The sequence below is a fragment of the Streptomyces sp. NPDC053079 genome (genome assembly GCF_044546695.1).
In the GTDB taxonomy this organism is placed as follows: domain Bacteria; phylum Actinomycetota; class Actinomycetes; order Streptomycetales; family Streptomycetaceae; genus Streptomyces.
On record NZ_JBITZJ010000002.1, the window covers coordinates 461,907 to 486,296 of the forward strand.

General features: G+C 71.3%; 29 protein-coding genes. 21 read left to right on the top strand and 8 right to left on the bottom strand.

Annotated features, from left to right (window positions below):
* Nucleotides 1-14 precede the first annotated feature (14 nt).
* On the bottom strand, nt 15-1,352 hold the full coding sequence (locus tag ACIGXW_RS09355; protein WP_399571583.1) for a M14 family metallopeptidase: 1,338 nt from the start codon (nt 1,350-1,352) through the stop codon (nt 15-17).
* Between the two features lie 215 nt (nt 1,353-1,567).
* Here ACIGXW_RS09355 and ACIGXW_RS09360 point away from each other — a divergent pair, with 215 nt between their 5' ends.
* The 13 genes from ACIGXW_RS09360 to ACIGXW_RS09420 all read left to right on the top strand — a co-directional run bounded on the left by ACIGXW_RS09360 (nt 1,568) and on the right by ACIGXW_RS09420 (nt 12,658).
* Nucleotides 1,568-2,455 (top strand): serine protease, encoded by an 888-nt coding sequence (locus ACIGXW_RS09360; RefSeq protein ID WP_071961718.1) that lies wholly within the window; start codon nt 1,568-1,570, stop codon nt 2,453-2,455.
* 205 nt (nt 2,456-2,660) lie between these two features.
* On the top strand, nt 2,661-3,584 hold the full coding sequence (locus ACIGXW_RS09365; RefSeq protein WP_079273554.1) for a hypothetical protein: 924 nt from the start codon (nt 2,661-2,663) through the stop codon (nt 3,582-3,584).
* 78 nt (nt 3,585-3,662) lie between these two features.
* The gene (cpaB, locus tag ACIGXW_RS09370; protein ID WP_399571586.1) at nt 3,663-4,391 is read left to right on the top strand and encodes a Flp pilus assembly protein CpaB; all 729 of its coding nucleotides are present in this window, start codon (nt 3,663-3,665) and stop codon (nt 4,389-4,391) included.
* Between the two features lie 56 nt (nt 4,392-4,447).
* Entirely contained in the window at nt 4,448-6,157 is a 1,710-nt protein-coding gene (locus tag ACIGXW_RS09375) for a P-loop NTPase (RefSeq protein WP_399571588.1), read from the top strand.
* A gap of 4 nt (nt 6,158-6,161) precedes the next feature.
* Complete coding sequence (locus tag ACIGXW_RS09380; RefSeq protein WP_399571590.1) at nt 6,162-6,635, top strand: TadE/TadG family type IV pilus assembly protein; 474 nt, start codon at nt 6,162-6,164, stop codon at nt 6,633-6,635.
* Nucleotides 6,632-8,002, top strand: a complete 1,371-nt coding sequence (locus ACIGXW_RS09385) for a CpaF family protein (protein ID WP_071961715.1) — start codon at nt 6,632-6,634, stop codon at nt 8,000-8,002. The genes ACIGXW_RS09380 and ACIGXW_RS09385 overlap by 4 nt, the downstream gene beginning before the upstream one ends.
* A 1-nt stretch (nt 8,003) precedes the next feature.
* Complete coding sequence (locus ACIGXW_RS09390) at nt 8,004-8,942, top strand: type II secretion system F family protein (RefSeq protein ID WP_399572491.1); 939 nt, start codon at nt 8,004-8,006, stop codon at nt 8,940-8,942.
* 22 nt (nt 8,943-8,964) lie between these two features.
* On the top strand, nt 8,965-9,852 hold the full coding sequence (locus ACIGXW_RS09395) for a DUF5936 domain-containing protein (protein WP_360907519.1): 888 nt from the start codon (nt 8,965-8,967) through the stop codon (nt 9,850-9,852).
* A 397-nt stretch (nt 9,853-10,249) separates the two neighbouring features.
* A complete protein-coding gene (locus tag ACIGXW_RS09400; protein ID WP_399572493.1) occupies nt 10,250-10,429 on the top strand; it encodes a Flp family type IVb pilin in 180 nt (59 codons plus the stop codon).
* A complete protein-coding gene (locus ACIGXW_RS09405) occupies nt 10,426-11,094 on the top strand; it encodes a pilus assembly protein TadG-related protein (RefSeq protein ID WP_399572494.1) in 669 nt (222 codons plus the stop codon). Before ACIGXW_RS09400 ends, ACIGXW_RS09405 begins: the two co-directional genes overlap by 4 nt.
* Nucleotides 11,095-11,136: 42 nt before the next feature.
* A complete protein-coding gene (locus ACIGXW_RS09410; RefSeq protein WP_071965763.1) occupies nt 11,137-11,706 on the top strand; it encodes a hypothetical protein in 570 nt (189 codons plus the stop codon).
* A gap of 6 nt (nt 11,707-11,712) precedes the next feature.
* Nucleotides 11,713-12,309: an OmpA family protein gene (locus ACIGXW_RS09415; RefSeq protein ID WP_399571592.1), complete on the top strand. Its 597-nt coding sequence runs from the start codon at nt 11,713-11,715 to the stop codon at nt 12,307-12,309.
* A 49-nt stretch (nt 12,310-12,358) separates the two neighbouring features.
* The gene (locus ACIGXW_RS09420) at nt 12,359-12,658 is read left to right on the top strand and encodes a hypothetical protein (RefSeq protein WP_399571595.1); all 300 of its coding nucleotides are present in this window, start codon (nt 12,359-12,361) and stop codon (nt 12,656-12,658) included.
* Nucleotides 12,659-12,660: 2 nt separating this feature from the next.
* On the opposite strand, the gene ACIGXW_RS09425 is transcribed toward ACIGXW_RS09420, so the two are convergent.
* The 5 genes from ACIGXW_RS09425 to ACIGXW_RS09445 form a co-directional block, all read right to left on the bottom strand.
* Nucleotides 12,661-13,680, bottom strand: a complete 1,020-nt coding sequence (locus ACIGXW_RS09425) for an NADAR family protein (RefSeq protein WP_399571598.1) — start codon at nt 13,678-13,680, stop codon at nt 12,661-12,663.
* Nucleotides 13,681-13,689: 9 nt separating this feature from the next.
* A complete protein-coding gene (locus tag ACIGXW_RS09430; protein ID WP_399571601.1) occupies nt 13,690-14,013 on the bottom strand; it encodes a DUF6191 domain-containing protein in 324 nt (107 codons plus the stop codon).
* A 97-nt stretch (nt 14,014-14,110) separates the two neighbouring features.
* Nucleotides 14,111-14,302, bottom strand: coding sequence for a hypothetical protein (locus ACIGXW_RS09435; protein ID WP_399571604.1), 192 nt, complete (start codon nt 14,300-14,302; stop codon nt 14,111-14,113).
* 8 nt (nt 14,303-14,310) lie between these two features.
* A complete protein-coding gene (locus ACIGXW_RS09440; RefSeq protein WP_399571607.1) occupies nt 14,311-14,502 on the bottom strand; it encodes a hypothetical protein in 192 nt (63 codons plus the stop codon).
* An 11-nt stretch (nt 14,503-14,513) separates the two neighbouring features.
* Entirely contained in the window at nt 14,514-15,365 is an 852-nt protein-coding gene (locus tag ACIGXW_RS09445) for a helix-turn-helix domain-containing protein (RefSeq protein ID WP_399571609.1), read from the bottom strand.
* A 285-nt stretch (nt 15,366-15,650) separates the two neighbouring features.
* Between ACIGXW_RS09445 and ACIGXW_RS09450 the strand changes: the two genes are divergently transcribed.
* The 4 genes from ACIGXW_RS09450 to ACIGXW_RS09465 all read left to right on the top strand — a co-directional run bounded on the left by ACIGXW_RS09450 (nt 15,651) and on the right by ACIGXW_RS09465 (nt 18,960).
* Nucleotides 15,651-16,196 (top strand): ATP-binding protein, encoded by a 546-nt coding sequence (locus ACIGXW_RS09450; protein WP_399571611.1) that lies wholly within the window; start codon nt 15,651-15,653, stop codon nt 16,194-16,196.
* Between the two features lie 308 nt (nt 16,197-16,504).
* Complete coding sequence (locus tag ACIGXW_RS09455; protein ID WP_399571614.1) at nt 16,505-17,041, top strand: MauE/DoxX family redox-associated membrane protein; 537 nt, start codon at nt 16,505-16,507, stop codon at nt 17,039-17,041.
* 14 nt (nt 17,042-17,055) lie between these two features.
* Entirely contained in the window at nt 17,056-17,619 is a 564-nt protein-coding gene (locus tag ACIGXW_RS09460; protein ID WP_399571616.1) for a TlpA family protein disulfide reductase, read from the top strand.
* A gap of 96 nt (nt 17,620-17,715) precedes the next feature.
* Entirely contained in the window at nt 17,716-18,960 is a 1,245-nt protein-coding gene (locus tag ACIGXW_RS09465) for a hypothetical protein (protein ID WP_399571619.1), read from the top strand.
* Nucleotides 18,961-18,978: 18 nt separating this feature from the next.
* On the opposite strand, the gene ACIGXW_RS09470 is transcribed toward ACIGXW_RS09465, so the two are convergent.
* Complete coding sequence (locus ACIGXW_RS09470; protein ID WP_399571622.1) at nt 18,979-19,350, bottom strand: DUF192 domain-containing protein; 372 nt, start codon at nt 19,348-19,350, stop codon at nt 18,979-18,981.
* A 58-nt stretch (nt 19,351-19,408) separates the two neighbouring features.
* Here ACIGXW_RS09470 and ACIGXW_RS09475 point away from each other — a divergent pair, with 58 nt between their 5' ends.
* The 3 genes from ACIGXW_RS09475 to ACIGXW_RS09485 all read left to right on the top strand — a co-directional run bounded on the left by ACIGXW_RS09475 (nt 19,409) and on the right by ACIGXW_RS09485 (nt 22,018).
* A complete protein-coding gene (locus ACIGXW_RS09475; RefSeq protein ID WP_399571625.1) occupies nt 19,409-20,125 on the top strand; it encodes a prepilin peptidase in 717 nt (238 codons plus the stop codon).
* Between the two features lie 24 nt (nt 20,126-20,149).
* On the top strand, nt 20,150-20,722 hold the full coding sequence (locus tag ACIGXW_RS09480) for a TetR/AcrR family transcriptional regulator (RefSeq protein ID WP_071965635.1): 573 nt from the start codon (nt 20,150-20,152) through the stop codon (nt 20,720-20,722).
* Nucleotides 20,723-20,830: 108 nt separating this feature from the next.
* Nucleotides 20,831-22,018: an MFS transporter gene (locus ACIGXW_RS09485; RefSeq protein WP_399571627.1), complete on the top strand. Its 1,188-nt coding sequence runs from the start codon at nt 20,831-20,833 to the stop codon at nt 22,016-22,018.
* Nucleotides 22,019-22,468: 450 nt separating this feature from the next.
* Here ACIGXW_RS09485 and mgrA read toward each other — a convergent pair whose 3' ends face one another.
* Nucleotides 22,469-23,512: an L-glyceraldehyde 3-phosphate reductase gene (gene mgrA / locus ACIGXW_RS09490; RefSeq protein WP_177338186.1), complete on the bottom strand. Its 1,044-nt coding sequence runs from the start codon at nt 23,510-23,512 to the stop codon at nt 22,469-22,471.
* A 110-nt stretch (nt 23,513-23,622) separates the two neighbouring features.
* Between mgrA and ACIGXW_RS09495 the strand changes: the two genes are divergently transcribed.
* Nucleotides 23,623-24,384 (top strand): isoprenyl transferase, encoded by a 762-nt coding sequence (locus ACIGXW_RS09495; protein WP_071964631.1) that lies wholly within the window; start codon nt 23,623-23,625, stop codon nt 24,382-24,384.
* Nucleotides 24,385-24,390: the final 6 nt, after the last annotated feature.

The following is a 24,390-nucleotide window of genomic DNA, read 5'->3' on the forward strand; positions in this document are numbered from 1 at the left end:
CCGGCCCCGGCCGTTCACCGGCAGTACTGCGCCTCCTTGCCGATGGACCGGTACATGCAGTCCGCGTTCTCCAGCAGCTGCAGCACCGCGTCGCGGTTGCGGGCGGTCTCCCGGTCGATGACCTCGTCGGGCGGGTAGAAGCCGCCCCCGGCGCCGCTCGAGCCCGGGTACATCTCGAAGGTGTAGGCGAAGACCTTCTGGTTGCCCCACAGCCAGTCGTCGATCGTGCCGTCGGTGATGTAGAGGTCGCTCGACTGCTCGGGGGTGTAGCGGTTGCTGGCGGCCATGGACTTGCCGACGGTCGCGAAGGCGTCGCGGTCGTCCTTGGTCATGCCCGGCGCGGTGTCGTCGTACGTCCAGCCGAACGGCCACAGCACCAGCTCGCTGTAGGTGTGGAAGTCGATGGCGGCCTTGATCTGCTGCTTGCCGCCCACGATCCGGCTGCGGACGAAGTCGGCGACGACCTTCACCTCGGGCGCCGACTCGGGGGCGGTGCCGCGGTACGTCTCGGAGCCCGTGCTGCCGGAGGAGCCGCCGCAGCAGCCCCACTTGTAGTCCCAGTTGCGGTTGGGGTCGGTGCCGCGGGCGGAGGAGCCGGCGTTGGGCTGGCGGTTCTTGCGCCAGCTGCGGTAGCTGCCGGTGGCGATGTCGTACTCGCCGCCGTCGGGGTTGAGGTCGGGCACGACCCAGATCACGCGCTCGTCCACCATCTTGGTGACGCGCGCGTCCTTGCCGTACTGGGAGCCGAACTCCTCGATCAGGTACAGGGCCATCTCCACCGTCAGATGCTCACGGGCGTGCTGGTGGGCCGTGAAGAGCACCTCGGGCTTGGCCGCCGCGCCACCGGGCGGCTTCTTCGCACCGTTGGTGATCTTCACGGCGACGATGTCCCGGCCCTCGTAGGACTTGCCGATGACCTGCTTGCTCATGATGGCGGGGTGCGCGGCGACGTCCGCGTCGATCTCCGCCATCGCCTCCTTGTAGTTGTGGTACTTCGCGTCCGCGGGCGGGAAGTCGAACGGCGTGGCCTTGCGGCCCTCGCTGCGGTCCGGCGGCCCGGGCAGGACCCGGACCGGGTAGCCCAGGCGGCGGACGCGCTCGACCTGTGCGGCGTCCGCGCTGATCACGACGGAGCCGGGGCGGACGGCGTCGACGGACGCTCCGGTCGCGGCGACGGCCGTGCGCTGGGCCGCGGTCCTCGGCCCGGTGACCTCGTACGACCGCGAGCGTTCCGCGCTGTTCGACGACGCCGGTGTGGCCATGGCCAGGGCGAGTACGACGGCGGTGGCGGCCGTCGCCACTTTGCCGCGCAGCCTGCGGGACCGCGGGATTCGGGGGGTGGGGGGTCGCATGCGGCCTCCTGAGGGGTCCGTTCGTGCGACGAATGCGGTGGGTGAGCCTTCCCAGTGTTCGAGTAGTGACATGAACCGGTCAAGCGCCGCCGTGCGGGTGAATCAGGCCAACTTCCCCTTCACATCAGACTGGCTGATTGCCTGTCGGTATCACCGGCCCCAACAATGCTCACGTCAATCCGAATGCGCTGTGTGATCGGAGAGGACCACCCCCCATGAGACGACCCCTCGTCTGTGCGCTCACGACCCTGCTGTTCGCGGGCGGCGCGACCGTCGCCGGGACCGGCGCCGCCGGCGCGGCGCCGCAGGAGCGGACGGAGTCGACCAAACCCAAGGCCGTCGACTTCGCCGGCACCGTCGCGCTCAGCAACTGCTCCGGTTCCCTCGTCCGTCTGCCGGGCTCCGCCGACACCGACCCCGCCCTCGTCCTGACCAACGGCCACTGCCTGGAAACGGGCATGCCCGGCGCCGGCGATGTCATCACCGACCGGCCCTCCAGCCGGAGCTTCAGCCTCCTCAACTCCACCGCGGGCAAGGTCGCCACGCTGCGGGCCGTCAAGATCTCGTACGCCACGATGACGGACACCGACATCACCCTGTACGAGCTGAACACCACCTACGCGAAGATCAAGCAGCAGTACGGCATCAGCGCGCTCGCCCTCTCGGGCGACCGCTCCACCGCCGGGACACCGATCAAGGTCGTCTCCGGCTACTGGAAGCGGATCTACACCTGCAACGTCGACGGCTTCGTCCACCAGCTGCGCGAGGCCGACTGGACCTGGAAGGACTCGCTCCGCTACACCCCGTCGTGCAACACGATAGGGGGCACCTCCGGCTCGCCCGTCGTCGACGTCAACAGCGGCAAGGTCGTCGCCGTGAACAACACCGGCAACGAGAGCGGCGAGCGCTGCACGATGAACAACCCGTGCGAGGTCGACGAGAACGGCCAGGTCACCGTGCGCCGCGGCATCAACTACGCCCAGCAGACGTACGGCATCACCAAGTGCTTCGGCACGGGCAACAAGCTCGACCTCGACCTGCCGGGGTGCGAACTGCCGAAGCCGTCCGAGGACGACGAAGAAGGGATGGCGGCCCTGCGCTGAGGCCGTCCGGCCACCACCCGTCGACCCCGTGCTCCCGGCGTCGGGCGGGCCGGAACTCCGGTCCGCCCACCGGCCCGTGGCGAAAATCGAGGAACGGTTCTCAGCCGCTCCATTCGTGGATAAAGTGCGGAGGCACCTAGCACCGGGCAGTATCGATCTGCGACCGCCGGAGCCCCAAGCGGCCGGAGTGAACGGGGAAGCCGACGTGCCGATTGCGATAGCGGTCACCAGCTCCGACCTGGTGCTCCCCCCGCCCGGCGGGCCCGCACCGGCCGCCGCGGTGCTCCAGCCCCCCGAGGCGCAGCCCCTGGAGACGGCCGTCACACAGGCGGCCCTGCTGCTCGAGCAGTGCGGCCATCTGGTCGTGCTCTACCCCGACACCCTCCCGCCCGCGTACGTACGGCGCCTGCACACCGTGCGGTCGGTCCTGGAGAGCGACCGCGTGGCCCTGCTGCCGGTGGCGCTGCCTCCGCTCGCGGTGGCCGTACTGGCGCGTCAGTTAAGGCAGTTGTCGGTCTCGGACCTGAGTCCCGGCGTGCTCGCGTCCGCCGCGCGGCTGCTCGCGCACTACATCTACGCGGGCGCGCAGCTGGCCTCCGTCTCCCGGCTCGACCACGTGGACGTCGGCCTCGGCGCGCACGTCACCTCCCTCCTGCCCGGCGCCCACTTCGGCGTGCTCGTCAACCCGGGCAGGCAGCTGGTGCGCACCGCCGCCGGCGAGGTGCCCGACGGCCCCGGCTTCGCCACCCGGATGACCGTCGCCCGGGGCAGGCCCCGCAAGGGCGAGGACTGGGTGACCGACACCGTCGCCCCCGCCTGGCGCGTCCAGGGCGTCCAGGAGATCCAGCCGCTGCCCGCCGAGTCCCGGCGCTGGTGGGGCACCCACCGCGCGGTGGAGTTCGCCGCCGCCATCCCCGACCCGACCGTGCTGTACCAGCTCGTCGCGTCCGTGCGACGGGACGAGTGCCACTGGTGCGGCCTCGAACTCATCGGTGACCGCTGCGGGTTCTGCTCCGCGCCCGTGCCGCGCACGGGCACCGCCCACGCCCTCGACCCGCCGCCGGGTACCGGGCGGAGGGCCACGGCCCCGGCGGCCACGGGCCGGGCCGCGCCGGCGGCCCGCCGCTAGCCCGCGCGCCGGGCCCGCCCGACGGGCCACCACCCGGTCACATCCCCTACCGAGGTCCCGAACGAGGTTCGCCGTCCCATGAATTCACGCCAGCGCCGCGGGGTCGTCCTGCTGCTCCTGTCGGTCCTCTGTGCCGTCGGCGCCTTCGCCGGAGTGTTCTCGGTCATCCACGACGCCGAGTCGAAGGTCGGCCCCGAGACGACCGCCTACCGGCTCAAGTCCGACGTCCCCGCCTACCAGGACCTGGAGCGGGAGACCGGCGCGTTCGAGAAGATCTCCATGCCCCGCCGCTGGCTGCCCGCCACCGCGGTCACCGACCTCTCCGCCGTCCGCGGCAAGATCGCCGTGACCCCGCTGCGGAAGGGCTCGCTGCTGCAGAAGGACATGATCGTGGCCCGGCCCGCGCTCGCGGCCGGCAAGCAGGAGATCGCCATCATGATCGACGCGGCGACGGGCGTGGCGGGCAAGATCCGGCCGGGCTCGACGGTCAACATCTACGCCACCTTCGACGCCAAGGAGCAGGGCGCCAAGCCCGTGTCGAAGGTCATCGTCAGCGGCGCCCAGGTCATCGACGTGGGCAAGCTGGCCCCCTTCAAGCGGGACGGGGAGGGCCGGGGGAGCGGCACCACGACACGGCAGGCCGGGGAGGCGGTGCCGATCACGTTCGCCCTGGACACCAAGGACGCGCAACGCGTCGCGTACGCCGAGTCGTTCGCCTCCCACGTGCGGCTCGCCCTCGTCGCGCCCGGCAGCGACGGGACGGTCAGCGGCGGCGACCGCACGTACACCCTCGACGGCGACAAGTAGTCCGGAAGCGGCCCGGAAGGAGTCCAGCGGTTGTTGTGGATGGAGGCAGGGACACGGTGACGATCAGAATCCTCCCGGCCGTCGGCGACCCGGACGCCGCCCGCGCCGTCAGCGGGCTGCTCGGTCAGCTCCCGGGCGTCGAACCACTGCAGACCGTCGGGGACTCCACCCGCCTGCTCGACACCCTCGCCGTGCTGGCCGCGGCCTCGGTCGACGACCTGCCGGAGGTCGTCCTCGTCCACGAGCGGCTCGGGCCCGTCCCCGCCCTCGAACTCATCCGTGAGATCGCCCTCCGCTTCCCGGCCACCGGCTCCGTCCTCCTCAGCGCCGAGGCCGGGCCCGCGCTGTACGCCGCCGCCATGGACTGCGGCGCCCGCGGCCTGGCCGCACTGCCGCTGTCGTACGAGGAGCTGGGCACCCGTGTCCAGGCCGCCGCCCACTGGGCCACGGGCGTCCGCCGCCACCTGGGCGCGGGCGCGGCGGCCGAAGGCCGGCCGGGGCCGGGCGGCGGCCCGGGCGGCAAGCTGGTCGCGGTCGTCGGGGCCAAGGGCGGGGTCGGCACGACCGTCACCGCCGTCCAGCTCGCCCTCGCGGCCCGTGCGGCCGGGCGAAGCGTGGCGCTGGCGGACCTGGATCTGCAGTCGGGCGACGTCGCCTCGTATCTGGACGTGCAGTTCCGGCGGTCGATCGCCGATCTGGCGGGCATCAACGACATCTCGCCGAGGGTGCTGCAGGACGCCGTCTTCCCACACCCCACCGGGGTCGGCCTGCTGCTGGCCCCGGCGGAGGGCGAGCGCGGCGAGGAGGTCGGCGACCTCGCCGCGCGGCAGATCGCCGCCGCCCTGCGCGGCCGCTACGAGCTCGTCATCGTCGACTGCGGCACGCAGATCACGGCCGCGGGGGCCGCCGTGATCGAGACGGCGGACGTGGCCTTATTGGTCACGACGCCGGACGTGGTGTCCGTCAGGGCTGCCAAGCGCATGGTCCGGCTCTGGGAACGGCTACAGATCCGCAAGCCCGAGGAGACGACGACCGTGGTCAACCGCCACACCCGCACCGCCGAGATCCAGCCGCCCCTCGTCGCCCGGACCACGGGCACCCGCACCGCCCGCACCACGATTCCCGCCGGCTACAAGGAACTTCAGGGCGCCGTCGACTCCGGCCGGATGCAGGACCTGGACGCCCGCTCCGGGGTCCGCCAGGCCCTGTGGACCCTGGCCGGCGAACTGGGCCTGGCCGCCCCCGCCCCGCGCGGCGGCGCCGCCCACGCCGGGCACGCCGACCGGTCCATCACCGGCGGCCTGCGGCGCCGCCGCGCCATAGGGGGCGGCGGCCCCGAGACCCCTGCGAGCGGCGGTACGGGCCCGGACCAGCTGGCCCCCGTGCCCAGCGGCTCACCCCTGCCGCTGAGCCGCTTCCGCCGCCGCGGCGGGGACCGCGGCCAGATCGCGGTGGAGTTCGTGGGCCTGCTGCCCCTGATCCTCGTCGCCCTGGCGGTGGTCTGGCAGTGCGTCCTGGTCGGCTACACCTACTCCCTGGCCGGCCACGCGGCCGACAAGGGCGCCCGCGCGGGAGCGGTGGGCCGCGACTGCCCGGCGGCGGCCCAGTCGGACCTGCCGAGCGCCTGGCAGAGCAAGCCCACGTGCGGCCCCCAGGACGGCGTCTACCGCGCGAGCGTGCGCCTGAAGGTGCCGGTGCTGTTCCCGGGCTCGGTGGACTGGCCGTGGCCGGTGGAGAGCACGGCCGGCGTGGCACGGGAGGACTGAGGGGATGGCGTTACGACCATCAGTCCGTGCCGGGCACAATCCAGCCCGTCCGGCGTTTGAGGACCGGGGGTCCGGGGGCGGAGCCCCCGGAAGAGACAGAGGCTCCGCCTCCGTCGAATTCCTCGGCTTCCTCCCCGTCCTTCTCCTCGTCGCCCTCGCCGCCCTCCACCTCGGCCTCGCCGCCTTCGCCGCCCAGCAGGCCGGCACCGGCGCCCGCGCCGCGGCCCGCACCGCCACCCTCGACGAACCGGAGGCCACCCCCGCCGGGGCGGGCGGCGCGGCGATGACGGGCTGGGTCGCGGACCACGCCACCGTCGCCGCACAGCCGTGCACGGCCGCCGACACCCGGATCACCGCCACGGTCACCGTGACCGTCCCGGCGATCGTCCCCGGCGCGGACTTCACCGTCACCCGCCGGGCGACGATGCCCTGCCCGGCGGCAGCCACCGAGATCGCGGCCCCGGGCGGCGCCCCATGAGCCTGAGAGCCCGCATCGTCGCCCCCGAGGCCCCGCCCGACGGCCGGGAGTCGGACCACCTCGTCCCCGTCTACCGCGCGAAGCTCCTCGAGGAGATCGACCTCGCCGAGATGTCCGCGCTCGCGGCCGGTGAACGCCGCTCCCGCCTGGAGCGTGTCCTCGGCCACATCATCAGCCGCGAGGGCCCGGTCCTGTCCACGGCCGAGCGCGACCGCCTCATCAGACGGGTCGTGGACGAGGCGCTCGGCCTCGGGGTGCTGGAGCCCCTCCTGGAGGACCCGTCCGTCACCGAGATCATGGTCAACGGCCCCGACCAGGTCTTCGTCGAACGGGCCGGCCGCGTGGAGCCCGTACCCGTGCGGTTCGCCTCCAACGAGCAGCTGATGCAGACCATCGAGCGCATCGTCTCCACCGTCAACCGCCGCGTGGACGAGTCGAATCCGATGGTCGACGCCCGCCTGCCCTCCGGCGAGCGCGTCAATGTGATCATTCCGCCCCTCGCGCTGAACGGCGCCACCCTCACCATCCGGCGCTTCCCGCGCGCCTACACCCTGCGCGAGCTGATCGGCATGGGGACGCTGGACGAGCACATGCTGATGCTGCTGGCCGCACTCGTACGGGCGAAATTCAACGTCGTCGTCTCCGGCCCCACCGGCGCGGGCAAGACGACGCTGCTGAACGCCCTGTCCGGGCTGATCCCGGACGGCGAGCGCATCATCACCGTCGAGGACGCGGCAGAGCTGCAGCTGCAGCAGTCGCACGTCATCCGGCTCGAATCGCGCCCGCCCAACGTCGAGGGGAAGGGCCGCATCACCATCCGCGACCTCGTACGCAACTCACTGCGCATGCGGCCCGACCGCATCATCGTGGGCGAGGTGCGCGGCGGGGAGACCCTCGACATGCTGCAGGCCATGTCCACCGGTCACGACGGTTCGCTGGCGACCGTGCACGCCAACAGCGCCGAGGACGCGCTGATGCGGCTGCGGACGCTGGCGTCGATGTCGGAAGTCAGGATCCCCTACGAGGCGTTGCGCGACCAGATCGACAGCGCGGTGGACTGCCTGGTCCAGCTCACGCGCACCGCGGACGGCTCGCGCCGCATCGCGGAGGTCGCGCTGCTGGACTCCGCGGGCGGCGCCGGCTGGGGCGGCGGCTCCCGCCTCGTGACCGTGTGCCGCTTCGACGCCGAGCCGATGGGCCCGGACCGCGTCGTACGGGGGACGTTCGCGCACTTCCCCCTCCCGGAGCGGGTGGCGGAGCGGCTGCGGCTGGCCGACGAGGCCGTTCCGCCCGCCTTCGGGGTCGCCGCGTTCCCCAGTGAGCTCACCACCCGAGAGGCCGGGCAGAACGGAATGACGCATGGCTGACATGAGCGGTCCCGCGACGCTGACCGCCGGCGCCACCCTCCTGTGCGGGGCGCTCGCCGTCGCGGGCGTACGGGCGTACGTCACCGGCCGGGACCGCCACCAGGCGCTGGTCGAGCGCCTCTCCGACGCCCCGCCCCCGCCGCCGGCCGGGCGGACGCGCTACTTCGGGCGTACGGACCGGTGGCTGCGCGCCACGCGCTTCGGCAGGCGGCTGGAGCTGCGGATCGCCTCGACGGGCCTGGACGTCACGGTGGGCGAGTTCACGGCGTGCGTGGCGGGCACGGCGGCCGGCCTGTGGCTGCTGGCCTCCACCGTGCTCGCACCGTTCTTCGGACCGCTGGCGGCGATCGTCGCGCTCTGGTCGGCCCACGCCTTCCTGGCCTGGCAGCGACGCAAGCGGATCGAGAAGTTCATCAACCAGCTGCCGGAGCTCTCCCGCATCCTGGCCAACGCCACGCAGGCCGGCTTGGCCCTGCGCACGGCCCTGGGCATGGCCGCCGAGGAGATGGAGGCCCCGGCGGGCGAGGAGCTCGCCAAGGTCGCCGACCGGCTCGCCGTGGGCCACTCCGTCGACGAGGCCCTGGGCGAGCTCGCCGAGCGGCTGCCCTCGCGGGAACTGGTGGTGCTGGTGACGACCCTGGTGCTCTCCAATCGCGCGGGCGGCACGGTCGTCAGCTCGCTGCGCAACCTCACGGCGACGCTGGAGGAGCGCAAGGAGACGCGGCGCGAGGTGCGCACCCAGCTGTCCCAGGTGACGGTGACCGCTTACGTCGTGCCCCTGATGGGCATCGGGACACTGCTGCTGATGGACCGCATCGCGCCGGGCTCCATCGAACGGATGACGGCCGACTGGCTGGGACAGGCGGCGGTCGTGGCCGCCTTCGGCCTGTACGGGCTGGGGTTCTTCCTCATCCGCCGGATGTCGAAGATCGACGTGTGAGGGGGTGGAGGCGATGGGGCTCATGGGATTCCTGCTGGCGCTGACGGCCGGGGCGGCCGTGGCGGGGGCCTGCTACGGCGTCGCGCTCCTGCGCGGCGAGGCCAGGCTGCCGCCCGACCTGGCCCTCGCCCTGGAGGTCGGCTCCACCCGTACGTCGGCCGTCGGTTCGGCCGTCGACCGGCTCGGCATGCGGTACGCGCCGCTGGTGCTGCGGATGATGGGCGACAAGCGCGTGGCCAAGGTGCGGCGGCGCATCGACCGGGCGGGCAACCCGGGCGGTCTGACGGTGGACCGGTACGCGGCCCGGCGCGCTGTCTACGGCGCGCTCGGCTTCGGCGGCGCGCTGGTCATGCTGGGCAAGGGGCAGCCCCTGCTCGCGCTGCTGCTGGTCGGCTTCGGGCTGTTCTGGATCGAGGTCGGCATCTGGGCGGCCGTGCGCGAGCGCCGCGACGCGATCGAGCGGACCCTGCCGGACTTCCTGGACGTCCTCGCGGTCGTGGTCAGCGCGGGCCTGGGCTTCCGCCAGGCGCTGGACCGGGTCGCGGAGCGCTACGAAGGGCCGTGGGCGGACGAGCTGCGGATCACCCTGCGCCAGATGGACATGGGCGTCAGCCGCCGGCAGGCGTTCGACGAACTGCGCAAGCGCAATGACTCGGAGCAAGTCGCCCAACTCGTCACGGCGTTGCAGCAGGGCGAGGAGCTGGGCGCCCCGATCGTCGACACGCTCATCGGCATCGCCACGGACATGCGCCGCACGGACGCCCAGCTCGCCCGCCGCAGGGCCGCGCGGACGGTGCCGAAGGCGACGATGGTCATCACGACGTTCATGGTCCCGGGAACGGTCATCCTGCTGATTGCGGGATTCTTCCTGGGATCCGGTACGGATTTCGGCTCCATCACGGGGGATTGAGGTGCATACGTCGATGCGGTCGGTCGCCGGTGCGCCATTGTCCGGGACATGGCCTGTGAGAGGAGACCCCACCATGCCGAACGCTTCCCAGCACATATCACCGCACCACGCCGCGCCCTGCTCGGAGGGGGCGGGAACGGTTCCGCGGCCGGGCCCGATGCTCATGTCGGTGGAAATGCGTAAAGACCGTGAAGGACCTTCGCGCCTGCAATCGGATGTGGGACATTCGACGTCCGAGGGCGCGGCCGAGCGGGGGTGAGACCCATGGTGTCCCAACTGCCTTATGGGGGAAGGGAATGGAGTCGTACTCGCGCAGTGACTCACCCGCCGGCCCGCAGCGGTCCGGCGGACACCGCCCATGGAGGGCAAGATGATGCGGAAGCCGATGCCGGAGCCGATGCGCAAGCGCCTGGGGCGGGACCGCGGGTGCCGCGGGGACGATCGCGGCCAGACCTCGATCGAGTACCTGGGCATCATCGCCGTGGTCGTGGCGATCATCCTGGTGCTGATGACGACGGACTTCGGCACGATGATCGCGACCGCCATCACCAACAAGATCACGCAGATCACCGGCTGAGCCGCCGCCCCGGTGGGTCCGACGCGGGCCAGGCGTTCCCCCTGTACATCACGGCCGTGGCCGCGCTGCTCTTCCTCGCACTGGTCTTCTTCGCAGTCGGCCGGGCCGGGGCCACCAAGAACGGCGCCCAGACCGCCGCCGACGCGGCCGCGCTGGCGGCGGCCCAGGACTACCGGGACCAGCTGCTGACGGGCTTCCTCGCGGCCCTGGGCACGGGCGGCGGCTGGAACGACTGGCTCGCGGGCCGCGGCGCCGAGGCCGGCCGGGCCTGCCAGGCGGCGGCCTCCTACGCGGACCTCAACGGCGCCCGGCCGGACATCACCTGCGACGAGGCGGGCGGGCCCGGCTCGTTCACGGTGACCGTCACCTCGGCGAAGGCGGTGGGGGACTCGGCCGTACCCGGGACCGAGAACCGGCACGCCACGGCGACGGCGAAGGCGGTCGTCGCACCCCGTTGCACCGCCGGGCCGCCGAAGCCGGCGCCGGAGCCTCCGCGCCCGGAGGGCACTCCTCCGGCGGACGGCGGGCAGCAGCGGCCGCCCGGCCCGGCCCCTCTCCCCGGCCTCGACCTCACCTGCGGCGACAAGGTGCTGGTCATCGACCCCAAGCGCCCGGACGCGGTGGTGAGGGCCACGGACCTGTTCGCCGTGCACCTCGCCGACTGACCGCCGACCGACCCGCTGACCGACCAGCAAAGGAACGTACCCATGAGCTCGAGGATGGCCAGAGCCGGAGCGGCGCTCGCGGTCGTCATATCCCTCGCGGTGGCCGGTTGCGGCGGCGAAGGCGACGACGGGGACAAGAAGATCGACCTGGACTCGGCGAAAGCCACCGCGGCCCCCCGGACCGGAAGCGCCACGGCCCGGCCCGCCCCCCGGCCGACGGAGACGATCGGCGAGATCAAGGGCCCGGAGGGGATCGTCGTCACCCTCCACTCGGCCGTGCGCGACAAGGGCGGCTTCGTCACGGTCAACGGCACGGTCGCCAACCGGGGCACCAAGCCGTACACCCCGCTGACGTGGCGCTCCAAGGAGACGGAGCTCAAGTCCCAGTCCTCGGTGTCCGGGGCCTCGCTGATCGACCAGGCCGGCAAGAAGCGCTATCTCGTCCTGCGCGACACGGACGGGGAATGCCTGTGCACCACGGGCCTCGTGGGCATCCGCCCCGAGGAGAGCCGCGCCGTCTTCGCCCAGTTCCCGGCGCCGCCCGACGACGTCAAGGAAGTCGACTTCCAGCTGCCGACCATGCCCTCCGTCCGCATCAAGATCTCGGGGTGAGGACCGATGCCGTCGACGATCCTCCACGGCACGGTCACGGCCCTGGCCACGCTTCTCCTGGCCACCACGGCCGCCCACGCGGACAGCGGGCCCGGCACCCCCGCGAACACCACCCCACCGGTGAAGATCGACGCCGGCGCGCCCGGCCTCAAACTGCGCTCGGGCGCGAAGCTCGCGCCCGGCCGCGTCCTCGACATCAAGTCCGTCGTCGAGACGGACGGCGGCGAGGAACGCCGTGAGGACACCAACGTCAACGTCACCTTCGCCCTGCAGGCCGAGGTCCTCTTCGACAAGGACAGCGCCGAACTGAGCGGCGCCGCGACCGCCCGGATCGGCGCCATCGCGAGCGAGGTCAGGAAACAGCACGCGACGGCCCTGCGCATCTTCGGCTTCACCGACAACCTCGGCTCGTCGGACCACGGCGTGGCCCTCTCCAAGGAGCGCGCCAACGCGGTGCAGAGGCAGCTCGCGAAGGACCTGGGCTCGTCGGCGATCCGCTACGAGATCCGCGGATACGGCGAGCAGTACCCGATCTCCGACAACGGGACGGAGGACGGGCGCAGGAAGAACCGCCGGGTGGAGGTCAGCTTTCCGAGGAGGTAGGAGGGGCCGGCCCTTGGCGCGGGGCCGGTCGGGAGGGCACCCTCTGTGAGTGGACAACGACACGAGAACCGATGAACCGACCCCGCAACCGACCTCCGACGGCAAGGTGGCGGAGGGTACATGGGGCGCGCCCCTGGTCCTCCTCATACCGGTGCCGCTGATCAGGTACCTGAGCGACCTCTCCACGCCGTGGCTGGTCACGGCGTGGGTTCTGGTGGCAATCGTCGCCGTGCTGACGGTCGCGGGGTGGGTGAGCGTGGTCCGCCACGGTGCGCGGGGCGCCAAGGGGTGGGGTACGTGCGTACTGCTGCACGCCAGCCTCGTGTTCCAGGTGACGGCTCTCGCCTGAGGTCAGTGCGGCAGGCCCAGACGGCGGGCGTGGAGTTCGGCGCGGGCCGCTTCCAGGAGGCGGCCCATCCAGTTGCGGCCGTCGCCCTCGTGGCCCCAGAAGGCGATTTCGGAGAGGGTGAAGGAGTTCGCCCGGTAGAGGATGCGGGCCGATCCCGTGGCGGTCAGGATGTCGGCGAGTGCGGGGTGCCGGTCGTACTTGGCCCGCAGGAGCGCGGCCATCACCGCCGTACGGGCCTCCGGGGCCGGATCGATGGCCTGCCAGGCCTCGTGAACGCTCGGATAGGTGACGTCGCCGATGCGGATGGGAGCGGGGTATTCATTGCGGAGGGCCTCGGCCGGGCCGGGTTCCTCGGGCCAGTCTCCCGGCGCGTGCCACTGGTGGAGCAGGACGGATCCGTCCGCCGACTCCGGCTGGGGCGCCCGATCCCTTCGGGTGAGCCACTCCAGCGGATCGCCCCACTCCTCGTCGAAGTAGTCCAGCGACTCCTGGTACTCCTCCGGCGTCACGTCCCCGCCGGGGCCTATGGCCAGGTCGTACAGCGGGCCGTCCCCCACGGAGTGATCCGCGAGCGCCGCGTGCCGCTCGTGCTCGGGGATTTCCTCGTACGCGGCACGCAGCACGGCCCGCCGCTCCTCGGTGGGATCCGCGCGGAACTCGTGCAGGGCGCGCCAGGCCCGGTCAGTGGAGTCGGGCCGGCCGTTCAGGTCGTCGATGTCGTCGCGGATCTCGGCGTACAGCGACTCCGGCGTGAGATGGCCGTTGACCTTGCTGAACTCCCACTGGACCGTCTCATGGACCGCCGCCCGCGCCCCCTCCTCGAACCGGGTCACGATCCTGCCCCGGCGCAGGTCGGCGGCGAACTCCTCGAGCGTGAGCAGCTCCCAGCAGTCGATCAGCCCGTCGGCGTAGATGCCGAGCTGTACGAGGTAGTGGTGGTCGCCGTTGCGTACGAACGCGGGGCGGGACAGCCCCGGTATCCGCTCGCCGTCGACGATGCGGAAGGTCGGCTGCTTGCTCACCGGGGGAGTCTAGGCCCTGGGAGAAGGAGCAGCCGCGGGCTGCTGGACCACGATGAATGCGGTACCCCGCGTGAGATCGATGGCGGAGCGAGGAGGCGCACCGTCGCTCTCGTCCTCCCGGATCAGCCCCTCCACCCGCCGCTGGTCCAACTCCACGGTCTTGTTGCTGTTCACGGAAGGCGTGAACTCGTCGAAGGCGACGGCGGACAGGGACACTTTGCGGCGCTGCGGCAGCCACGGTATGGCCTTCGTCAGCCGGGCCCATGTTCTGTCCAGCAGGGCGAAGAGGAACAGCGCGCAGGCGAGCGCCGGGAGGGTCAGAGCGAACGCCATCAGCATTGGTTACTCCCCTTACCTTTGCGAAGATCAAGGGAACAACGTAGGCCGAGGTCATGACGTTCCCGTAGCCCACCCCCGGTGCCCGGCCTGTTCAGAGCAGGTGGTCCGCCTTGCCGGCTTTGATGTCGCGGATGAGCGTGCGGAGTGCTTCGCGGGTGTCGGTGAGGTAGTGGTCTTCCGCTCCGTTGACGGCGATGTAGGAGTGCCCGTCGCGGTCGGTGCCTATCCGGAAGCAGTTCGCGCCTTCGCCACAGCAGGCCTCTTCCCAGGTGATGTGGTTCATGGAGCTCCTCAGAGGAGGTGATCGGCTTTGCCTGCCTTGATGTCGCGGATGAGGGCGCGTAACGCTTCGCGGGTGTCGGTGAGGTGGTGGTCCTCGGCGCCGTTGACAGCGATGTAGGCGTTGCCAGCGGTGTCGGTGCCTATTCTGAAGCAGTTGTTCCCCTCGCCGCAGAAGGGGACTTCCCACGTAATGTGGCTCATAGGTGCCTTCCTTATAGGTCGTGCATAACGGTGCGCATGAAGTCCCGCGAGTGCGCTGCGCTCAGGGCGGCCGTATCCATCCAGTCGAGGTGCGTACGGTATTTGATGAGCTGTGATTCGGCATGGATGAAGTCTGGGCCAGCCTCCGAATCGACCTGGACCGTGTCCAGTTGCCTCACGGGGCCCTCGGCATACAAGGTGGCATGCCCCGCGCCGGGGAACGCCCCGGTGCCGACGGGCACTACGCGAAGCAGGATGTTGGGGCGTTCTGACGCCTCGATGAGGTAGTTCAGCTGGCTCTCGGCTACCTTCCTGCCGCCGAACTGCATGCGAAGCGCCGCCTCATGGATGAACCCCACGTAGCCGAGTGGTTCCGCGCGTTCGAAGACCTGCCGTCTCTGCATCCGGTGTGCCACGCGAAGCTCCACCTCCAGTCTCGGCAAGCGGGGAAGCACTGCTTCGAAGATCGACCGAGCGTAGTCCTCAGTCTGGAGCAGGCCGGGAAGGTGCATCACCTGTGACGTCTGTACCCGTACCGCATGCCACTCCAACTCGGCGATATCCAGTAGCCCGGCAGGCAGGGTCCCCCTGAACTGCTCCCACCAGCCTCGCTCCCGGCTACCGGCCATGGTGGCCAGCGCCTCGATGTAATCGCTGTCGTTGGAGGCGTAGTTGCAGGCGAGTGTCCGCACCCGATCCGGTGTGATGACTCGGACGCCGGACTCGATGTTGGAGATCTTCGTCCGGTCTACGCCGAGCAGTGCGGCGGCGTAGTCGGTCGAAAGACCGGCAGCGGTGCGCATCTTTCGCAGCTCGGCGCCGAGTCGTCGCTGGCGCTCGGTAGGTGTCTTCCTGGGAGGCATGCCCCCTTCCTACAGGTGCTGAGCGGGTCGCCCGTACACACTCAGCTGCCCATCACTCGATCGAGGCAACGATCCACCGAAAATGTGGCACGCGTGTCACGCCCGTCGGTAGCTTCCGTCGTGCAGCGCAAAACCCCGCGTCAGCCGGAAGCGCATCCGCGAACATGCCCGCATCCTCCTGCCCTGGGAGGGGTGTGTCCGCGCCAGGGAGACAAGCCACCGGCGCCGGTCCGAAGCGCCTGCGCGAGGCCTAACAATCGCCCACCCCACACCGGGAGCCGCCCCATGTCGGTATCCGCATCCGTATCCGCGCCGGTCAGCCTCTGCCCACTCGTCACTCCGGCCACCCGCGAACCGGCCGAGCACCTCCGTCACACCCCCACCGCCCTCCGCGAGCCGGCCACCCTCGCCTACAGCTACGCCATCCCCGGCGAACCGCACGCCGCATCCGTAGCGCGCAGCAACGTGTACAACGCCCTACGGGCACACGGCCTCACCGAACTCGAGGCCCCCGCCCTCCAAGCAGCCGGCGAACTCGTCGCGTGTGCGGCGATGTTCGAGCCCGGCAGGACCCTCTACCTCTCCCTCGGCTGGAAGGACGACGGCGTCCGCATCGTGCTGTGGGACCCGCACACGAAGCACGCCGACCCCCGGTACTCGGCCCAGTGCACCGCGCGCCGCAACAAGATGCTCTACCTGCTGGCGTGCGTGGTGCACGAGTGCGGTGGAAGCTGGGGCATCGACAAGCCCGCGCCCATGCGTGAGGGCACCAGGGTCTGGGTCAACCTCCCCCGCGCCGGCGCCGCCTCCTTCGGCAAGGCCCGCTGTTGAAGCGTCCCGTATGGCCGAGGTCCCCCACTGCGGTGGGGTTCGGGGACGGATATGGACGGGCCGGGCGGCGGGCCGGACAATTGCCCGCACGAAACGCCCCGAGGTGACCGGGAAGTAGGGGATTGGGATGGTTGCCGTGCTGGTGCAACGAGCCGCCAGGCTCACGGACACGTTCGCCGACAAGGCCATCGGCAGGGAGGCCCCGCGGGCTCTCCAGTTCTGCGGCAAGCAATGCCGAAACCCCAACCAGTGCGGGGGCTTCTGCCCCCTCTGCGTCCTCGGCCGTTGCGTCTAGCGCCCCGCGCATCGTGCTGTACGTCAGAACGGGGTTGTGCGGCGTGCTGGTCGTCGTCTTCCTCGCGGCCGCGGTGTCGAAGTGCCGCAGCCGCAGCGCATTCGCCGGGTTTCGGGCCGCGGTAGCCGCATTGATGCCTGCCGCCGCACATGTGGGCCCGGCGATCGCGGTCGGCGTCATCGCGGCCGAGTGGGCCGTCGTGGTGCTGCTGGCGGTGCCCGGCACCGTCACCGTGGGGTTCGCGCTCGCGGCGACGGTGCTGGGGGCGTTCACGGCGGTGACCGTCACGGCAGTGCGCCGTAGGAGCGGGGTCGGGTGCCGGTGCTTCGGGGCCCGGGCCAGGCCGGTCGGGGCCGTGCACGTCGTGCGCAACGTCCTGCTGCTGGCCGCGGCCGTGGCCGGGCTTGTGTCCGGACTCCTGCCCGCGGCGGGGCCGGGGGCCCCGGCCGGCGTCGCGGTGGCCGCAGGCGTCGGTGGGGGAGCCGGGTTCCTGCTCACCGTGCTCGACGAGCTCGTGGACGTGTTCACCTCGCCCGATCCCCTTCTCTGAGAGGCGTATCCCCCATGGGGCTGCTCGTCGCGGTGGTCGTCGTGCTCGTGGTCACGGCAGTGCTGAATCTGACCCTTTCCGTCGGATTGGTGCGGAGGATTCGCCGGCATACCGACGTGCTGAACGGCCTGGTGGCCGACGACCGGGGGCTTCTGCCCGTGAGCACGCGGATCCCGGAGTTCACGGCCGTAGCGGTCGACGGCACGGTCGTGGGGAAGGGCACGTCGGACCCGCCCGAACTGGTCGTGCTCCTGTCGGCGGACTGCCCGGCCTGCCACGACACCCTGCCGGACCTCGTCGCGTACATCGGGGCCGCGGGCCATCCGCCCGAGCGCGTTCTGGCGGTCGTCTGCCACGCCCGGGACGGTACGGACGCGGCCACCGCCATGGTCGAGGCGCTCGCGGGCATGGCCACGGTGGTGGAGGAACCGTGCGAGGGCGGGGTCGTCGGGCGGGCGTTCTCCGTCGACGGGTTTCCCTCGTTCTACGGAGTCGACGGCGGAGTGATCACCGCCGCCGCCCGTGCCGTGCACCTGCTCGCCGTGCCGCGGCAACAGCCCCTTCCCGAACCGCAGTAGGCCGCAACAGTCCGTGGCGGACGGTCGCGCACCCCGTGGGTACCAGGGCAGGATGGGCCGCCCGGAGGGGTAGGGGAGCGGTGAGGGAGGCGGGACATGAGGGGCGGGCTCGTCGGTGTGGCGACGGCGTTCTGCGTGTTCGTGGGGGGTGCCGGACGGGCCGGGGGCGTCGAGGGGGCCGACGACGCGGTCGCGTACCGGATGGCACCTGGCGCGATCGCGGTGCGCGGCTCGGCCGGTGGCGCGGACGCGCCGCTGCTGAAAGCGGACGCGAGTACGTACACGGACAGCCTGAAGCCCGGGGAGCGGAAGTACTACAGCGTCGAACTGGACGCACAGTCCAGCGCCTACGTCTCCGCCGTCGCCGTGCCGACGCCCGGCGCGGCGATGGGGCTGCGGGACGGCATCGACGTGTCCTTACAGGCGGCCGACGGGACCTCGTGCGGCGCCGGCCGGCACCGCTCGTTCCTGTCGGCCGGAGGCGCTTACCCCGTCGCCGACTACGTCGAGCGCATCGTGAAGCCGGGCGGGGCCTGTGGGGCGGCCGGGGTGTACCGGTTCGTCGTGGAACGGGGGGACGCGGGCGGCGGGGACGGTTCGGCGGTGCCGGTGGAGCTGAAATTCACGGCCGAGCCGGCACAGAAGGGCGAGGCCGACGGTCCGACGGCCCCCGGGACCTGGAGTTCGCAGGCGCCGTCCAAGGTGCCGCAGGGGGAGGGGGAGCCGATCACGGGCGGGACCGGGTTCAACGACGCCGCCGAGCTGCGTGCGGGCGCATGGAAGGACGAGCTCCGGCCCGGTGAGACCCGCTTCTACCGGGTCTCCGTGGATTCCGGCGAACAGCTCTTCGCGGACGCCGAGTTCGGACTGGCGCAGAGCTCCGGGCCGTTCGTGGTGAGCGGCGTACGGGTGGGGCTCAGCAACGCCGCCCGGGGGTACGTCATGAACAAGACCGGCCCCTACCAGGGCAAGCCGACGACCGTCTCCCTGGCCACGCCCCCGGCGGCGTACGGCAGCGGCAACGGCGGTGAGGCCGCGCGCGGCATGCGCTTCGCGGGCTGGTACTACCTGCAGGTCAGCCTGAACCCCAAGGTGCGCCAGGCCACGCACGACGGCCGGGTGCCCGTCACCCTGCGGGTCGACGTCGCCGGCGCGCGCAGGGCTGATCAGGGGTTCGGGAAGATGCAGGGCGGCGGCGTCGGCGGCGAGCTGGTGGCTGCGGCGGGCACCCGCAGGAACGAGCGGATGAGGGTCATCGGCTACGCGGGCATCGGGACGGGGACGGCGCTGCTGGTGGGGCTCGGCGCCTGGACCCTGATCGCGCGCCGCCGCGACGGCTGAGTCACCGCGACGGCTGACTCACTGCGGGCCGATGCCGACGCGTACGCCGGGGAGCAGTCCCCAGCGCGCCATGGCCCCCGCTTCGGCCTCCAGGACGTGGCGCGCCCTGAGCCGCGGGGCTCCCAGGCGGCCGGGGCGCATGGTGCGCACGGCCAGCACGGTGAAGTCCCGGGACAGATAGGCCACATCGATGGGGAAGCGCATGCCGAAGGTGTGGACGCTGCCGGCGGGGGTGAGCAGCAGGGCCCCCTCGACGGAGTCACGGCCGAGGAGGCCCCGGGTGCGGGCGCGGTAGGAGGCGGCGATCTCCAGCGGGACCGGCAGGGGGGCCGGGGCCAGTGGAGCGTCACCGATGCGGAGTTGGGCGAATCCGTCCTGCCAATCGGCCATGCCGGAAGGTTATCCACAGGGCGAAGCGGAGGTCGGCGTTCGTCCGTAATCTCGGGGCATGTACTGGCTGTTGATCGTCGTTGGCGCTCTGTACGGCGCCGTGGCAGGGGCGTTGGTGCCGCGCGCCCGGTACCGGCTGGCCGTGGAGCCGGAGGAGGAGTGGCGGGCGATCGGGGAGTGCGGGCACGCGGTCGGCGGCTGGGCGGGGCCGGCCCGGTGCGGGGTGTGCGGGGGGAGGTACGGGCCGGGGGCGCTGTGGCCGGCCGGGGTGACCGCGGTGCTGTGCGGCGGGCTCGCGGCGGCGGTGGGGGTGCGGCCCGAGCTGGGGGTGTGGTGGGCGGCGGTGCCGGTGGGCGTGCTGCTGGCGGCGGTGGACTGGTCGGTGCGGCGGCTGCCGGACGTGCTGACGCTGCCGCTGGCGCTGGGCGTGGCCGCTCTGCTGGGGGTGGGCGCGCTGATACCCGGGGCGGCCGGGTCGTGGCCGCGGGCGCTGCTGGGCGGGCTGGCGCTCGGGGGCGCGTACCTGGCCCTGTATCTGCTGCACCCGAGCGGACTGGGCTTCGGGGACGTGAAGCTCGCGCTGGGGCTGGGGTGCGCCCTGGGGTGGTACGGGTGGTGGGTGCTGGTCCTGGGCGCGTTCGCGGGACTGCTGCTCGGCTCCCTCTACGGAATGGGGCTCATGATCACGCGGCGGGCGGCGGTGATGCCGCTGGGGCCCTTCCTGCTCGCGGGGGCATGGCTGGGGGTGGCGGGAGGAGGGTATTGGACTGGTTGATCCAAAAACTGTTACGGTCGGGTCATGGCCCGACCGAGGAAGTTCGACGAGGAGCGGGCGGTCGACGCCGCGCTGGAGGCGTTCTGGACCGCCGGGTACGAGGCGACCTCGACCCAGGATCTGTGCGAGGCCACCGGTCTGGGCCGCAGCAGCATCTACAACACCTTCCACAGCAAGCGCGATCTCTTCCGCCGGACCCTCGCCCTCTATATGGAGCGCAGGACCGGCGAGCTGAACGAGCTGCTCGACAGCGAACTGACGGCGCGTGAGAAAGTGCGCGCCATCTTCGAGCGTGTCGTCGAGGAGGAGGCCGAGCACGGCCGGGGGTGCTTCTTCGTCAACACCGCCGTGGAGCTCGCCGATCGCGACGCCGAGGTGGCGGGCGAGCTGGAGCGCGACTACCGGCGCCGGCTCGAGTCGCTCACCGCGGCCATCGACGCCGGGCGGCGCGGCGGCGACATCGACCCCGCCAAGGACGCCCGCGCGCTGGCCCACTTCGTGATCGCCACCGTCAGCGGCATCCGGGTCTCGGCCCGCGCCGGGGCCGGCCGGGACGTACTGGAGAGCGTCGCCCGGACGGCCCTCGCCGCCATCTGATTCCCGGGGCGCCGAGCCCCGGGGTGCCCCCTCGCCGTTCCCTCCTCCCTTTGCCCGGCCCTGTCATGCCCTGATTTTGAACCGACCGATACAAAACCGAGGAGTGCTGTGCCCCGCGCTGTATACGTGCTGGCCCTTGGCGTGTTCGCCATGGTGACCAGCGAGTTCGTCGTCGCCGGACTGATGCCCCAGATGGCCGACGGGCTGCACGTCACCATCCCGCAGATCGGCTATCTGATCACCGCCTTCGCGGTCGCCATGTCCGTCGGCGGCCCGTTCCTGACCATGACCGTGACGAAGCTGCGCCCGAAGCGGGCCCTGGCGGTCCTCTTCGCGGTCTTCCTGTTGGGCAATGTGCTGGCCGCCACCGCCTCCGACTACGCGGTCATGGTCGTGGCGCGCGTCGTCACCGGCGTGGCCTCGCAGGCCTTCTTCGGCGTCGCCCTCTCCATCTGTGCCCAGGTCACCCGCCCGGAGGTACGCGGCCGGGCCATCGCCGTCACGATGAACGGGCTGATGCTCGGCACGCTGCTGGGCCTGCCGCTGTCCACGCTGATCGGGGAGCACCTCGGCTGGCGTGCGGCCTTCTGGGCCATAGCCGTCCTGACCGTGATCGCCGCGCTGTGCACGGCCGTCGGCGTGCCGCACCTGGAGCACGCCGACGGCGGCGGAAGCCTCCGTGAGGAACTGGGCGTCTTCCGGAACCGCACCCTGTGGCGGGTGCTCTCCACCAGCACCTGTGTCATCGGCGCGACGTTCTGCGCCTTCAGCTACCTCAACCCCATCCTCACCGAGGTCACCGGGTTCGCCGTCGGCACCGTTCCGCTGCTGCTCATCGCCTACGGCGCCGCCACGGTGATCGGCAACAGCGTCGTCGGGCGGCTCGCCGACCGGTATGCCGTGCCCGTCCTGTTGTGCGGTCTGGTGCTGAACTTCTTCTTCCTCGTCGGATTCGCCCTGCTGGCCCATCTGAGCGTCCCCGCAGTGATCTTCATGCTGGGTATCGGCCTGGTCGGCGTCACCATGAATCCGGCCATGGTCACGCGCGTTCAGCGCACCGGCAACGCCCGGCCGCTGGTCAACACCATCCATTCCTCCTTCATCACCTTCGGCATCGTGATCGGATCCTCGGTCGGTGGAGTGGTCATCGGCCGCTTCGGTCTGCGGTCGCCGCTCTGGCTGGGCGCGGCCATGGCCCTGGTCGGCGTCGCCACGCTCGTACCCGATCTGCTGCGACGCGAGCGGCCGGACCGTATATCTGAAGAAATGCCGCAAAAGGTGGCCATACGGGTGTGAGCGCGCCCCTGGCGATGACGGCGAGCCACCGGCCGACACGCGGGTGACGTCAAGAACGTCGGAAATTGACGTCAGGCCGATGATGAATTTGCAAGACATTTTCCGCGGGCGCGGTGGCCGGGATTCCGCTACGAACCGGATGGCTGGTTCTGCGCCTTCGCCCAGCGCTGAAGGGCTCGACGGACCTCGAAGCACCCCTGTGCGCCCCCGCGTTCAAGATCAATTGGATGGCCGCAAGTCAGCACGCCACGCATTGTCACCCCCGTCGGTGCACGAAGCACGGCCTCGGACCGGTTATGGTGGAAACCCCCCCTCGGGCCGGTCCGTATCCCCCCCACGGACCGGCCCGTTTTTCTTCCCTGGCGGTCACTCTCCGTGTCGAAGCGTGCGAAGCCCGCGAGTTGATCGTGAAGACACGCCGGGCCGGCCCCGTGTCGCGCTTGAGTTGATCTAGGAATCTCCGCGGCGGGCCCAGATGTTGACGCCCTCCGTGCTGACCGCCAGGGCATCGATTTCGGCCAGCTCCGCCTTCTCCAGCGGCGCCGCGCGCAGCGCGGCGATGTTGGCCTCCAGCTGGCCCACGCTCGACGCCCCGATCAGCGCCGAGGTCATGCGCTCGTCCCGGAGCACCCAGTTCAGCGCCAGCTGCGCCAGCGACTGGCCGCGCCGCGCGGCGATCTCGTTCAGGCCGCGCAGCCGCCGCACGACGTCGTCGGTCAGCAGCCCCGGGTCCAGGGACTTGCCCTGGGCGGCCCGCGAGCCCTCCGGGATGCCGGAGAGGTACTTGTCGGTGAGCAGCCCCTGGGCGAGCGGCGCGAAGGCGATGCAGCCCATGCCCTCGTCCTCCAGGGTGTCCAGCAGCGCGTCGTCCTCCGTCCAGCGGTTGATCATCGAGTAGGACGGCTGGTGGATCAGGGCCGGCACACCCATCTCGCGCAGCAGCCGCGCGGCTTCGCGGGTCTGCTCCGCGCTGTAGGACGACACGCCCGCGTACAGCGCCTTGCCCCGCTGGACGGCCGACGCCAGGGCGCCCATCGTCTCCTCCAGCGGCGTATGCGGGTCGAAACGGTGCGAATAGAAGATGTCGACATAGTCGACACCCATCCGGGCCAGCGACGCGTCGAGCGAGGACAGCAGGTACTTCCGCGATCCCCACTCCCCGTACGGGCCGGGATGCATCAGATAGCCGGCCTTGGTCGAAAGAATGAGTTCGTCCCGGTAGGGCCGGAAATCCTGGGCGAAGAGCTTGCCGAAGTTCAGCTCGGCGGAACCGGGCGGCGGCCCGTAGTTGTTGGCCAGGTCGAAGTGGGTCACCCCCAGGTCGAAGGCCCTGCGCAGGATGGCCCGCTGCGAGTCGAGGGTGCGGTCGTCGCCGAAGTTGTGCCACAGTCCCAGGGAGATGGCGGGCAGCTTGAGCCCGCTGCGGCCCGTACGCCGGTACTCCATGGAGTCGTAGCGCGTTTCGGCCGCGCGGTAGAGCGAGGGATCGGTCATGTGCATCTGACTATCACGGTCCTGTGACAGGCCGAGTTGGGTCCTCGCGACACGCTGGCAGTAGTGTGGCGCCCTCGGGGCGACCGCCGTGGCATGGAGGGGCAGGAAGAGTGAAGTTGCGCGACCTGGTGTACAGGCTTTACGCACGCCGGGTGGAAGGCCGCCTCGACCACGACCAGGTGCCCAAGCACATCGGTGTCATCCTCGACGGCAACCGCCGCTGGGCGCGTGCGGACGGCCGCACGCTCGAGCAGGGCCACCAGGCCGGCGCCGACAAGATCTCCGAGCTGCTCGGCTGGTGCGCCGAGACCGACGTCGAGGTCGTCACGCTCTGGATGCTCTCCACGGACAACCTCGACCGCCCGGCCGACCAGCTGGGCCCGCTGCTGAACATCATCGAGAACACCGTGCGCGACCTGGCCGCCGACGGCCGCTGGCGCGTGCACCACGTGGGCACCCTCGACCTCCTGCCGGACCGCACCCAGTCCGTGCTGAAGGAGGCCGAGCAGGCCACCGTCGACGTCGACGGGATACTCGTCAACGTCGCCGTCGGCTACGGCGGCCGCCAGGAGATCGTGGACGCGGTGCGCTCCCTGGTCCTCGAGGCGGCGGACCACGGCACCTCGTTCGAGGAGCTGGCCGAGATGGTGGACGTCGACCACATCACCAAGCACCTGTACACGCGCGGCCAGCCCGACCCGGACCTCATCATCCGCACCAGCGGCGAGCAGCGGCTGTCGGGCTTCATGCTCTGGCAGAGCGCCCACTCCGAGTACTACTTCTGCGAAGTCTTCTGGCCCGCCTTCCGCAAGGTCGACTTCCTGCGCGCGCTGCGGGATTACGCCGCGCGACACCGCAGGTACGGGAACTGACGGGGT

Excerpts from the sequence above, each read along its gene's own strand:
- mgrA (WP_177338186.1), bottom strand. The coding sequence starts at position 23,512 with ATGACCGATCCCTCGCTCTACCGCGCGGCCGAAACGCGCTACGACTCC.
- ACIGXW_RS09385 (WP_071961715.1), top strand. The coding sequence starts at position 6,632 with ATGAGCCTGAGAGCCCGCATCGTCGCCCCCGAGGCCCCGCCCGACGGC.
- ACIGXW_RS09445 (WP_399571609.1), bottom strand. The coding sequence starts at position 15,365 with ATGCCTCCCAGGAAGACACCTACCGAGCGCCAGCGACGACTCGGCGCC.
- ACIGXW_RS09360 (WP_071961718.1), top strand. The coding sequence starts at position 1,568 with ATGAGACGACCCCTCGTCTGTGCGCTCACGACCCTGCTGTTCGCGGGC.
- ACIGXW_RS09480 (WP_071965635.1), top strand. The coding sequence starts at position 20,150 with ATGGCCCGACCGAGGAAGTTCGACGAGGAGCGGGCGGTCGACGCCGCG.
- ACIGXW_RS09450 (WP_399571611.1), top strand. The coding sequence starts at position 15,651 with ATGTCGGTATCCGCATCCGTATCCGCGCCGGTCAGCCTCTGCCCACTC.
- ACIGXW_RS09475 (WP_399571625.1), top strand. The coding sequence starts at position 19,409 with ATGTACTGGCTGTTGATCGTCGTTGGCGCTCTGTACGGCGCCGTGGCA.
- ACIGXW_RS09435 (WP_399571604.1), bottom strand. The coding sequence starts at position 14,302 with ATGAACCACATCACCTGGGAAGAGGCCTGCTGTGGCGAAGGCGCGAAC.
- ACIGXW_RS09430 (WP_399571601.1), bottom strand. The coding sequence starts at position 14,013 with ATGGCGTTCGCTCTGACCCTCCCGGCGCTCGCCTGCGCGCTGTTCCTC.
- ACIGXW_RS09380 (WP_399571590.1), top strand. The coding sequence starts at position 6,162 with ATGGCGTTACGACCATCAGTCCGTGCCGGGCACAATCCAGCCCGTCCG.
- cpaB (WP_399571586.1), top strand. The coding sequence starts at position 3,663 with ATGAATTCACGCCAGCGCCGCGGGGTCGTCCTGCTGCTCCTGTCGGTC.
- ACIGXW_RS09470 (WP_399571622.1), bottom strand. The coding sequence starts at position 19,350 with ATGGCCGATTGGCAGGACGGATTCGCCCAACTCCGCATCGGTGACGCT.
- ACIGXW_RS09410 (WP_071965763.1), top strand. The coding sequence starts at position 11,137 with ATGAGCTCGAGGATGGCCAGAGCCGGAGCGGCGCTCGCGGTCGTCATA.
- ACIGXW_RS09415 (WP_399571592.1), top strand. The coding sequence starts at position 11,713 with ATGCCGTCGACGATCCTCCACGGCACGGTCACGGCCCTGGCCACGCTT.
- ACIGXW_RS09400 (WP_399572493.1), top strand. The coding sequence starts at position 10,250 with ATGCGCAAGCGCCTGGGGCGGGACCGCGGGTGCCGCGGGGACGATCGC.
- ACIGXW_RS09465 (WP_399571619.1), top strand. The coding sequence starts at position 17,716 with ATGAGGGGCGGGCTCGTCGGTGTGGCGACGGCGTTCTGCGTGTTCGTG.
- ACIGXW_RS09460 (WP_399571616.1), top strand. The coding sequence starts at position 17,056 with ATGGGGCTGCTCGTCGCGGTGGTCGTCGTGCTCGTGGTCACGGCAGTG.
- ACIGXW_RS09355 (WP_399571583.1), bottom strand. The coding sequence starts at position 1,352 with ATGCGACCCCCCACCCCCCGAATCCCGCGGTCCCGCAGGCTGCGCGGC.
- ACIGXW_RS09395 (WP_360907519.1), top strand. The coding sequence starts at position 8,965 with ATGGGATTCCTGCTGGCGCTGACGGCCGGGGCGGCCGTGGCGGGGGCC.
- ACIGXW_RS09390 (WP_399572491.1), top strand. The coding sequence starts at position 8,004 with ATGAGCGGTCCCGCGACGCTGACCGCCGGCGCCACCCTCCTGTGCGGG.
- ACIGXW_RS09440 (WP_399571607.1), bottom strand. The coding sequence starts at position 14,502 with ATGAGCCACATTACGTGGGAAGTCCCCTTCTGCGGCGAGGGGAACAAC.